Genomic DNA, 10,446 nt, shown 5'->3' with positions numbered 1-10,446 from the left:
CCGCCCTGGTGCAGGTGATGGGCCTGAACCTGGCAGAGCTCTTCATCGTCTCCGACTGCCAGGTCTCCAGTGCGGAGCCCGATGCCGCCTCCACTGTGGGCCAGGGTGCCAACTTCCCCGGCCTCACCGTGGAAGTCAGCGAGGCCAGAGGCGACAAGTGCGAGCGGTGCTGGATGCACAGCCCCACTGTGGGCGCCGACGCGGATCACCCCACCCTCTGCGCCCGCTGCGCCGCCGTGGTGCGGAAACTCCCCCAGTTCTGACCATCCGAAAACAGCAGTCAAAAAGGTCCCGGCCATTGGCCGGGACCTTTTTCCATGTCGATTCAATTCCCCCGGGCACGTTCCTTTTTCAGCTTCCGGATATCCTCTCCCGCAAAGGGCAGCAGGGTATATTCCCCTTCAATCCGGGAGGCGATCTGGGGCGTGTACCGCCGGGCCAGCTCTCCCGGCGTCAGGTTTGTGCTGATGATGGTGGAGCGGCGCTCCATCTGGCGGGTGTTGACAATCTGGTACAGGGCGCTCTGAACGAAGGATGTGGTCATCTCGGATCCCAGATCGTCCAGAATCAGCAGATCGCAGTTCAGCACCCGCTCCACGTGGTCGTCGGCCTCCTCTTCCCGGGTGAACTTCTGCTGCTCGAATTGTGCAAAGATGTGGCCCGCGGTGTCATAGACCACCGAATGCCCCTTCTCGCTGACCTCCCGGGCAATGGCGGCGGAGAGGTGGGTCTTTCCCAGTCCGGGTGCGCCGAAGAGCAGGAGGTTCGCCGGGCGCTTGCCGAACTGGTGGGCAAAATCCGCGCAGATGTCGTAGATCATCTCCATGTGCTGCCGGACGGTGACGCCGATGTTCGGGTCATAGCGGTCCGGGTACCAGTCTGTGGAGAAGGTGTCAAAGCTCTGGTGCCCCAGGTCCAGCATCCGGGACAGCTCCTTCTGCTGCTCCCGGGCGTAATAGCCCCGCAGGCAGCGGCACACCCGGCCGTTGCGGTAGCCCGTGTCCCCGCAGAGGGCGCAGGCGGGCGTCTCCTCCAGAGCATCCTCCGGCAGGCCCATCTTCTGCAGAAGCTCCCGCTTCTCTGCCTGAAGGCTCAGATTTTCATCCCGCAGCACTGCCACCGCGGACCGGGGGTCCGTGCCGTGGCGGAGCGCACTGGTGATGATGCGGCTCATGGTGGAGCGAAGCTCCCCGTCGATCTCCCGCAGGCGGGGCTGACGGGCAAAAATCCGTTCCCGCCGCTCCTGATACTGGGCCTGCCGCCTCTGGCGGTCCTCCTCGAACCGCTGGAGGGCCAAGCGCATCACCTTTCCGTCATACGCCACCGCTCATCACCTCCTGTTCCGATGCAGCTCCTGCATATATCTGCACATCTCCGTCTCCGTGTCCCTGGGGGACTGCTGGTCCCCCCTGCGGGCCGCCGGACGGTCCCCCGCCTGAATCTCCTCCACCGTGTGGAGGCCCGCCTCGTTCCACTTCTTCAAAATGCCGTTGCAATAGGCCCACTTCAGCTCATGGCACTTCAGCACCGTTTTGTCATAGGCCAGGGCCACGGCCTCCGGGCCAAAGCCCATCTCCTGCCAGGCGAGGATGTACTTCTCCTCCGAAGGCGCGGGGGGCCGGTCCCCCAGCTGCAGCGCCTTCATATACTGGGGCAGGACCCCCTGGCGCTGGGCGTAGGTCCGGAGATAGGCATCCGCCGCCGCCTGGGTGTCGATCCCCATGCGGGCCCAGGCGTAGCCCTCCTTTTCGATCTGCTTCATGCCGGGGCGGCGGCCCTCGCCGAATCGGCGCTGCACCCGCTCTACACAGTGGCACACCAGCAGATAGACCACGCCCTCCGGCAGGCCCAGATAGTCCGTCAGTCCCAGCAGGATCCCCACGTCCGGGGTGGTCAGCTTTTTGCCCAGCTTCACCTCCACCTGCCGGGTGAGGGCCTGGAACGCCTTGCTGTGCTCCAGCCGCTCCGCCACGTCGGCGCGCTGATAGACGGGCCGCTCCTCCGCCGGGGCGGGCGGCGTCTCCGCGGGGGCCACCAGGCCCAGCTCCCGCAGGGCGGTCTCCGCCGCCTCGATGCGGCCGCGGTCCCACCGCAGCTCCCCGGCCAGGGACCGGGGCGGCACCGTGCCCTGCCGCCGCAGCAGCGCCAGATACAGCAGCGCCGCATCCCCGTCGCCCCGGTCCAGCAGCCGCTTCACCGTGGCCGCGGACAGGGTGACGCTCTCATCCCCGGTATGTACCAGACAGCTGGGCATCCTCCGCTCCTCCCCTCGTTTTGAACTTCCCCTATTCTACACGATTTTCCCCGGCAGGACAAGCCCCGGCGGAAAAAGTCCGCACCTGCCCCAGCTTCTGGCGGAAATGTGAATTTTTTCAAAACCTCCCGTTTTTCTGTGGCGCTGTCTTTTTTCCTATGATATACTATAATTTATGATAATGGGCGGCATCTGCCCTGCCGCTGATCAATCTACCGACGAGGGGGAAGTTGTTTATGGCAAATCGCGTGGTCATCAACATCTGCGGGGAGGAGCTCACCTTCATTGCGGAGGAGTCCTCTTCTTACATGCAGCGGGTGGGCGCCTACGTCAATGATAAAATGGCGGAGGTCCTGGACAGCTCCAAAGTGGGCCGCACGGATGCCGCCGTCCTCACCGCCGTCAACATTGCCGACGAGCTCTTCAAGGCCCAGGCCGCGGCGGAGCAGCTCCGGGGCCAGATCAAGGGGTATCTGGACGAGGCCGGCAGGGCCCAGAGCGAGGCCAGCGAGCTGAAGCGGGAGGTCTTCCGCCTCCAGCAGAAGCTGGACGCCCAGGCCCGGAAGGACCGGGGATGAGGCCGGAGCTGCTGGCCCCCGCCGGTTCGCCGGAGGCTCTGCGGGCGGCGGTCCAGAACGGCGCGGACGCGGTGTACCTGGGCTGGGGCGCCTTCAACGCCCGCAGGGGCGCGAAAAATTTTTCTGATGAGGAGTTCGCCGCCGCCCTGGCCTACTGCCACGAGCGGGGGGTCCGGGTCTTTCTGACGCTGAACACCCTGGTGACGGACCGGGAGCTGCCCCAGGCGCTGGAGACAGCCGTTCAGGCCGGCCGCCTGGGGGTGGACGCGGTGCTGGTGCAGGACTGGGGGCTGTTCGGCCTGCTGCGCCGGACGCTGCCGGATCTGCCCCTCCACGCCAGCACCCAGATGAGCCTGTTCACCTCCGGCGGTGCCCGGGAGATCGCCGCCGACGGCTGCGAGCGGGTGGTCATTGCCCGGGAGTGTTCGGCGGAGGACACCCGTACGATCTGTGAAAACTGCCCTGTGGAAGTGGAGGTCTTTGCCCACGGGGCGCTGTGCATGTGCTACTCCGGCCAGTGCGGGATGAGCGCCCTGATCGGGGGCCGCTCCGGAAACCGGGGCCGCTGCGCCCAGCCCTGCCGCCTGCCCTACGGGGTCAACGCCCCCGCCAGAAAGGCATATCCCCTGAGCCTGAAGGACAGCTGTCTGGCCGGACGGCTGGAGGAGATGGGGGCCATGGGCGTATCCTGCGTGAAGCTGGAGGGCCGCATGAAGCGGCCGGAGTATGTGGCCGTCATCACCCGCATCTACGCCCGCCTGCTGGAGGAGGGCCGTGGTCCCACCGCCGACGAGCGGGCGGAGCTGGAGCAGGCCTTCTCCCGGTCCGGCTTCACCGACTGGTACTGGCAGGGCAAACACGGCGCTGCCATGTTCGGCACCCGTCCGGAGAACGCTCCGGACCCCAAGGACCTCTTTGAGGAGGCCCGCCGGGCCTATGAACGGGACAGCCTGCGGACGGTGCCGGTGGATCTCTCCTGCTCCGTTTCCGCGGGGGTGCCCTGCACCCTGACTGTGTCGGACCGGGACGGCCACAGCGTCACGGTCACCGGCCCGGTGCCGGAGGCCGCCCGGACCCGGGCCCTGGATGGACTGGAGCTGGAAGCCCGCCTCCGCAAGACCGGCGGCACCGCCTACCGCTGCGACACCGTGGTCACCCTGGTAGATGAGGGGCTGTCCCTCTCCGCCAGTGCCGTCAATGCCCTGCGGCGGGATGCGCTGGCGGCTCTCACCGCCGCCCGCACTGCGCCGCCCAAGCGCCGGGAGCTGCCGGTGCCGCCCCTGCCGGAGGCCGACTGCACAGCGGAGGCGCCCCGACTCACCATTTCCGTGACCCGGCTGGAGCAGCTCTCCCCCGCCCTGCTGGAGCTGGGCTGCCCGGCCCGGGTCTATATCCCGCTGGAAGAGGTCCCTCGGCTGGAATCTCTCCCGGGAGAAGGCCCGGAATGGTGCGCCGTTCTGCCCCGGGTCTGGCGGGACCGGGACGAGCCTGCGCTCCGCACCTTGCTGGAGCGGGCCCGGGCTCTGGGCTTTACCGGTGTTCTGATCGGAAATCTGGGCCATCTGCCCCTGGTGCGGGGCCTGAACTTCCATCTCTACGGCGATTACGGCCTGAATGTGTTCAATTCCCGGTCCCTGGCCTATCTGAAGGACAAGGAGCTGGAGAGCGCCTGCGTGTCCTTTGAGCTGCGGTTCGCCCAGATCCGGGATCTGAAAAAGGTGCTGCGGGCGGAGGCCATTGTCTACGGCCGCCTGCCCCTGATGATTACGGAGAACTGCCTGGTGCAGAACGAGACCGGCTGCCGCCTGGACCGGCAGGGCCCTTGTGTCCCGGAGGACGGCCCCTGCCGCTGCGGCCAGCCCAATGTTCTGGTCGACCGCACCGGCGCCGCTTTTCCCCTGCTGCCCGCCTACGGCCACCGGACGGAAATCCAGAACAGCAAGCCGCTGTATCTGGCGGACCGGCCGGAGCACCGCAGGCTGGGACTGGCCTATGCCCGTCTCCGCTTCACCACGGAGACAGCGGAGGAATGCGTGTCCGTCGTGCAAAACTATCTGGATGCCGCGCCCGCCGCGGGGGATTTCACCCGGGGGCTTTACGAACGGGGAGTTGAATAATCAAATGGCAGCCTGGATAGATACCCGCTGGTTTTGGACCCTTTTGATCCTTACCCTCTGCGGAGAGTTTCTGCTTCCCTGCCTGCTGGCCCGGAAGGATCCAGCCTATCGGCCTGGAACCATGGCGGTCAGCGTTCTGGGCAGAAGGGGCGGTCCCGTGGCCCGGGTCTACCGCCTGTGGCTGGCGTGGCTGGGGATATGGCTTTTGACCACTGCCGCCGTCTACGCCGTCGGCGCGGCGCCGGCCTCCCGGTGGCTGGCGGCGGGATTGGCCGTGTCCCTGGGCGGCTTCGCCCTGGGCGCCGGTATCCTGGCCGCCCTGTTTCCCACCGGGCTCACCAAAGATCTGTCGGATCGCTCTGCCCTGATCCACGGCATTGCCTCTGCCCTGGGCTTTTTCGCCCTGCTGTTCCTACCCCTCTGGCGGGCGCTGCTGGCGCTGGAGACAGACTCCCCGGTTATGGCGTGGGCCTGCTTTGCCGCCCTGGGGCTGGCGCTGGTATTCTTCACGCTGTTTGTCCTCTCGGACAAAGACCGCTTCCAGGGCACGGCTGTGGCCCGTGAGGGTCTTTGGGAACAGCTCTGCCTGGCGGCCATGTATGTTCCCTTGTTGCTGGATGCAATCGTCCACCTGATTTCCGCCCCCTGAGCTGTACAGCCCTCCGCACGGAACCTTACACTGATAAAAGCAGGGATGCATCTGTCCGCCCATCAGCGGGACTTGTCTCCTGCATCCAATGGGGTTAACCGCCTGAAAGCATCATATTTCCTATACAATTCATAAATTTTATTTTATATTATACAAACCGTATTTATTTTGGAGTTTGACATGGAAGAGATCAAGGTAAAATATTTCACAGATGACATCGACGAGCTGTGCTACGTGGAGGGCAAGTCCGACTGGATCGACCTACATGCGGCGGAAACCGTGACTATGAAGGCCGGGGAGTTCCGGCTGATCCCCTTGGGGGTGGCCATCGCCCTGCCGGAGGGGTATGAAGCCCACATCGTCCCCCGCAGCTCCACCTTTAAGAATTACGGCATTCTGCAGACCAACTCCATGGGCGTGGTAGACTACACCTACCGGGGCGACGGTGACCAGTGGCGGATGCCCGCCTACGCCACCCGGGATGTGACCATTGAGAAAAACGCCCGGATCTGCCAGTTCCGCATCATGAAAAACCAGCCCCGGCTGACCTTCACCAAAGTGGAGCATCTGGACGGCCCCGACCGGGGCGGCTTCGGCTCCACCGGAAAGTGAGGGCGCGGCCATGGCAAAGATCGTACTGGCCTCCGGCTCTCCCCGGCGGCAGGAGCTGCTCCAGCGCATCGGCATCACGGACTTTGACATCCGGGTGCCTCAGACAGAGGAGACCTATCCCGCCGGCCTCTCCCCCCGGCAGACGGTGGAGTACATCTCCCGGGAGAAGTCCGACGCGGCCGCCGCTCTCTGCACACCAGAGGAAATCATCATCACTGCCGACACCATGGTGTTTCTGGACGACCAGCGTCTCGGCAAGCCTGTGGACGAGGCGGACGCCCTGCGGATGCTGACGGCCCTTCAGGGCCGCCGCCACACGGTATGCACCGGCGTCACCGTCCGCCGGGGCGGCGAGATCCTGACGGAGAGCGCGTCCACCGACGTGTATTTCCGCCCTGCCGCGGAGGCGGAGCTCCGGGGCTACATCCGCACCGGCGAGCCCATGGACAAGGCCGGGGCCTACGGCGTCCAGGGGCTGGGTGCCCTTCTGGTGGAGCGGCTGGACGGTGACTTTTTCAACGTGATGGGTCTGCCGGTCCTGCGCTTGAGCCGGATGCTGGAGCGGTTCGGCGTCCATTTCTTCTGCTGACCAACGATCAGGAGGGTTTCCTTTGAAGAAATTTTTTCGGGAACACGGCATCTGGGTCCTGTTCGCCACGGCGGTGATCGCCGTGAGCCTGTCCCTCATGTCCTTTTTCTCCAACACCTCCTCTCCCCTGTCCAATCTGGCGGGGATCATCGCCTCCCCCTTCCGGTCGGCCTACACCGCTGTAACAGGCTGGATCACAGACAAGCAGAACTACTATCAGGACGTCACCGCCCTGGAGGAGGAGAACGCCGCCCTGCGGCGGGAAAACGCCATCCTCAAGGCCCAGAACCGCCTGGCTCAGACCAACAATGAGGAAAACGCCCGCCTGCGGGATCTGCTGAACCTGCGGCCCCAGAACTATGACCTGGAGCTGGAGACGGCCTCCGTCACGGAGCGCACGGTCACCAACTGGACCTCCTCCCTGACACTGAACATCGGCACGGATCACGGTGTCGAAGTGAACGACTGCGTCATCGACGAGACGTATGCCCTGGTGGGTGTGGTCAGCGAAGTGGGACTCAACTGGTGCACGGTCCTCACCATCGTGGACACGGACACCTCCCTGGGCGCCCAGGTGTTCCGCACCAAGGACCTGGGGCTGGCGGTGGGCGACTTCTCCCTGATGCGGGAGAACCGCCTGCGGCTGGACTATCTGCCCGCGGACTGTCAGCTGCTGGGCGGCGATCTGGTGGTCACCTCCGGCCTGGGCGGGTATTATCCCTCCGGCCTCTCTGTCGGCACAGTGGAGGAGGTGCAGCTCAGCGACTCCGGCGCCGCCTCCTACGCGGTGCTGGAACCCGCCGCCGACTTTGACAGTCTGGTGGAGGTCTTCGTCATCAAATCCTTTGACATCCAGACCTGATGGGACGGATGTCCCCACCTGTTCGGAAAGGAGGCTCCGGCATTGCTGGCGCGGAATGAGACCATTTTCAAATGGGCCCTGTACGCCGGGGCCACGGCAGTGTTCTTCCTGCTCCAGGGGGCGGTGCTCCAGCGGATCACCCTCTGGGGCGTCATTCCCTTTGTGTTCCCCATCCTGGTGGCGGTCCTGGGTATGTATGAGGGTCCCCTCCCCGCCTCCGTCTACGCCCTGACGGTGGGAGTGCTGTGCGACCTGCTGCTGCCGGCGTCCATCCCCTGCTTTTACACCCTGATCTTTCCCGCGGCGGGGCTATGCGCGGCGCTGATCTCCCAGAGCCTGCTGCCGGCGGGCTTTCTCTGTGGGGTGGTCACCTCCGTGCTCTCCTTCCTCCTCACAGACGCCTTTCACTGTGTCGTGCTGTGGGCCGGGGGGAAAGCCGCCTGGGCTGCGGGGGCCCAGGTCTTCCTGCGGGAGGTCTGCGTCTCCATCCTGCTGGTGGTCCCGGTGGTGTTGCTGTTCTCTGCCGTGTTCCGCCGCACCCACCTGGATGACTGAGAAGGAGGCTGTCTATGGACCATAAGGAAGCCCATCATCTGCGCCTGTATGTTCTGGCAGCCCTGTTTTTCATTGTGGCTGCGGTCTACATCGGGGTCCTGTACGACACGCAGGTGAACAATTACGACTATTACTACGCCAGCTCCGTCCGCAGCATCGCCCGGTCGGAGACCGTGGAGGCCGCCCGGGGCAATATCACCGACCGAAACGGCAAGGTGCTGGTGTCCAGCCGCTCCTCCTACAACCTGACCTTTGACGCCTCCCTGCTGGAGAAGGACGAAGATGCCAACGAGTCCCTCCTGCGGCTGCTGCAGCTGTGTCAGAGCCGGGGGATCAACTGGGTGGATTCTCTGCCCATCTCCCGCTCCGCCCCCTTCGCCTACACCATCGACTCCCTGGACAGCGCCGCCAGGAGCCGCTTTCTCACCTATCTGAAGGATCTGGACGAGGCCGCGAACGCCCTGGCCGCCTATCTGCTGGAGCATCCTGCCCTGCTGGAGACCACGGACGAGGAGGGCAACAGGGAAAACCCCGCCGACGACATCCTGGCGGATGAGGAGCTGGATCAGGCCGGCAAGGCCCAGGCCCTGCTGGAGGAGCTGACCTCCAGTCAGCTGACCGGCGCCATGCTGGAAGGGTCCGGTCTCTCCGCCACGCGGCTGATCGCCCTGATGCGGAAGGATTTCGGCCTCTCCGCCTCTTTTTCCGTGGAGGAGGCCCGGCTGGTGCTGGGCGTCCAGTACGAGATCCGCAGCCGAAATCTCGCCAGAACGGACGCCTATGTGCTGGCGGAGGATATCGACGCGGAGCTGATCTCCCTGCTGAACGACGGCGACTACGCCGGAGCCAAGATCACCCCCTCCTCCGTGCGGGAGTACGAGACGACCTACGGGGCGCATATCCTGGGGTATCTCGGAAAAATCAACGACAGTGCGGAAAAGGAGGCCCTGGGCGAGGGATATAACTGGAACGACTATGTGGGCAAGGACGGCGTGGAGGCGGCCTTTGAATCCCATCTCAAGGGCACCGACGGCACCCGGGTGGTCTCCCTGAACGAGGACGGCAAGATCACCGGCGAGTATTACTCCAAGGAGCCGGTGCCCGGCAACACTGTGGAGCTGACCATCGACCTGGACCTCCAGCAGGCGGCGGAGGACGCCCTGGCCGCCACCATCACCCGGATGACCGGGGAGGATGGGGATGAGACCCGGGGCGGCGCCGTGGCGGTGGTACAGGTGGGCACGGGGGAAGTTCTGGCCCTGGCCTCTTATCCCACCTATGATCTCTCCACATTCCGACAGAGCAGCATCTACGCGGCTCTCTACAATGACCCTGCCCGCCCCTTCACAAACCGCGCCACCAACGGGACGTACGTCCCCGGCTCCACCATCAAGCCCCTGACGGCCGTGGCCGCGCTGGAGAAGGGGATCATTACTCCCACCCAGGAGATCTACTCTCCCAGCCGGTGGGTCTATCCCAACGACCCCACCCACAGCGGCGCCAACTGCGCCGGCGGCAACCACGGTCTCATCAATGTGACGGAGGCCATCACCAAGTCCTGCAACTACTTCTTCGCGGAGATGGGATACCGAATGGGCATGGACACCTTCCGGGAGTATCTGCAGGCCTTCGGCCTGGGAGAGCACACCGGCATTGAGATTGGTGATTACGCCGGTACCTTGCCCAGCAATGAGGCGGGCCACGACCAGACCCCCTGGGCCACCTTCGGCCAGGCCAACCAGCTCTACTCGCCCCTCCAGCTTGCCAACTACATCGCCACACTGGCCTCCGGCGGACAGCACTGCAAGGCCCACCTGCTGAAGGCCGTGAAGTCCTATGACAATACGGAGGTCCTGGCTGTGGGCGACACGGCGCCCACCAACGTGGTCTCCATGCAGGATTCCACGCTAGAGGCGGTGAAAAAGGGCATGCTGGGCTACACCCAGCCCGGCGGCTCTGTTTACAATGCCTTCCGGAACTGCGTGGTCACTGCCGGCGCCAAGACCGGCACCTCCGAGCTGGGCGGCAACCAGACCGAAAACGGCGTCTTCGTTTGCTTCGCCCCTTATGACGATCCGGAGATCGCCGTGGCCATCGTCATTGAGCACGCCACCTGGGGCTCCAATCTGGCCACCACGGGCGTGGATATTCTCAACGCTTACTTTACCGCCGACGAGACCGGCAGTGCCGTCACCGGCGAAAACCAACTGCTTCCGTAAGGAGACGCATC

11 protein-coding genes are annotated in these 10,446 nt (G+C 64.8%); 9 read left to right on the top strand and 2 right to left on the bottom strand.

Annotation, left to right across the window (positions count from 1 at the left end; genetic code table 11):
* On the top strand, positions 1–263 hold a 263-nt coding region (locus QVE23_RS10990; protein WP_502919055.1), incomplete at its 5' end, for a zinc finger domain-containing protein.
* 62 nt (positions 264–325) lie between these two features.
* On the opposite strand, the gene QVE23_RS01905 is transcribed toward QVE23_RS10990, so the two are convergent.
* Together QVE23_RS01905 and QVE23_RS01900 are read right to left on the bottom strand one after the other, a co-directional pair.
* On the bottom strand, positions 326–1,324 hold the full coding sequence (locus QVE23_RS01905; protein WP_036630945.1) for an ATP-binding protein: 999 nt from the start codon (positions 1,322–1,324) through the stop codon (positions 326–328).
* A 6-nt stretch (positions 1,325–1,330) separates the two neighbouring features.
* Positions 1,331–2,254, bottom strand: a complete 924-nt coding sequence (locus QVE23_RS01900) for a DnaD domain protein (RefSeq protein ID WP_287966771.1) — start codon at positions 2,252–2,254, stop codon at positions 1,331–1,333.
* 236 nt (positions 2,255–2,490) lie between these two features.
* On the opposite strand from QVE23_RS01900, the gene QVE23_RS01895 reads away from it, so the two are divergent.
* The 8 genes from QVE23_RS01895 to QVE23_RS01860 all read left to right on the top strand — a co-directional run bounded on the left by QVE23_RS01895 (position 2,491) and on the right by QVE23_RS01860 (position 10,435).
* Entirely contained in the window at positions 2,491–2,832 is a 342-nt protein-coding gene (locus QVE23_RS01895) for a cell division protein ZapA (RefSeq protein WP_021751185.1), read from the top strand.
* Complete coding sequence (locus QVE23_RS01890; protein WP_287967492.1) at positions 2,829–4,949, top strand: U32 family peptidase; 2,121 nt, start codon at positions 2,829–2,831, stop codon at positions 4,947–4,949. The genes QVE23_RS01895 and QVE23_RS01890 overlap by 4 nt, the downstream gene beginning before the upstream one ends.
* Before the next feature lie 4 nt (positions 4,950–4,953).
* On the top strand, positions 4,954–5,598 hold the full coding sequence (locus tag QVE23_RS01885; protein ID WP_160117459.1) for a DUF998 domain-containing protein: 645 nt from the start codon (positions 4,954–4,956) through the stop codon (positions 5,596–5,598).
* Between the two features lie 180 nt (positions 5,599–5,778).
* Positions 5,779–6,210, top strand: coding sequence for a dUTP diphosphatase (locus QVE23_RS01880; protein WP_021751182.1), 432 nt, complete (start codon positions 5,779–5,781; stop codon positions 6,208–6,210).
* A 10-nt stretch (positions 6,211–6,220) separates the two neighbouring features.
* Positions 6,221–6,799: a Maf family protein gene (locus QVE23_RS01875; RefSeq protein WP_287967490.1), complete on the top strand. Its 579-nt coding sequence runs from the start codon at positions 6,221–6,223 to the stop codon at positions 6,797–6,799.
* 22 nt (positions 6,800–6,821) lie between these two features.
* Positions 6,822–7,661 carry a rod shape-determining protein MreC gene (gene mreC / locus QVE23_RS01870; RefSeq protein WP_021751180.1) on the top strand — a complete coding sequence of 280 codons (840 nt, stop codon included), beginning with the start codon at positions 6,822–6,824 and terminating at the stop codon, positions 7,659–7,661.
* 42 nt (positions 7,662–7,703) lie between these two features.
* Entirely contained in the window at positions 7,704–8,216 is a 513-nt protein-coding gene (locus QVE23_RS01865; RefSeq protein WP_021751179.1) for a hypothetical protein, read from the top strand.
* 14 nt (positions 8,217–8,230) lie between these two features.
* Positions 8,231–10,435 carry a penicillin-binding transpeptidase domain-containing protein gene (locus tag QVE23_RS01860; RefSeq protein ID WP_021751178.1) on the top strand — a complete coding sequence of 735 codons (2,205 nt, stop codon included), beginning with the start codon at positions 8,231–8,233 and terminating at the stop codon, positions 10,433–10,435.
* The last annotated feature ends 11 nt before the right edge of the window (positions 10,436–10,446 follow it).

It is taken from the genome of Oscillibacter sp. KLE 1728 (genome assembly GCF_934833455.1).
GTDB classification, from domain to species: domain Bacteria; phylum Bacillota; class Clostridia; order Oscillospirales; family Oscillospiraceae; genus Oscillibacter; species Oscillibacter welbionis.
The sequence above is the reverse complement of the archived record's forward strand: the minus strand, read 5'-3'. Positions and strand labels throughout refer to the sequence as shown.

Coding starts and splice junctions, on each gene's coding strand:
- QVE23_RS01900 (WP_287966771.1), bottom strand. CDS start 2,254: ATGCCCAGCTGTCTGGTACATACCGGGGATGAGAGCGTCACCCTGTCC.
- QVE23_RS01895 (WP_021751185.1), top strand. CDS start 2,491: ATGGCAAATCGCGTGGTCATCAACATCTGCGGGGAGGAGCTCACCTTC.
- QVE23_RS01890 (WP_287967492.1), top strand. CDS start 2,829: ATGAGGCCGGAGCTGCTGGCCCCCGCCGGTTCGCCGGAGGCTCTGCGG.
- QVE23_RS01885 (WP_160117459.1), top strand. CDS start 4,954: ATGGCAGCCTGGATAGATACCCGCTGGTTTTGGACCCTTTTGATCCTT.
- QVE23_RS01880 (WP_021751182.1), top strand. CDS start 5,779: ATGGAAGAGATCAAGGTAAAATATTTCACAGATGACATCGACGAGCTG.
- QVE23_RS01875 (WP_287967490.1), top strand. CDS start 6,221: ATGGCAAAGATCGTACTGGCCTCCGGCTCTCCCCGGCGGCAGGAGCTG.
- QVE23_RS01860 (WP_021751178.1), top strand. CDS start 8,231: ATGGACCATAAGGAAGCCCATCATCTGCGCCTGTATGTTCTGGCAGCC.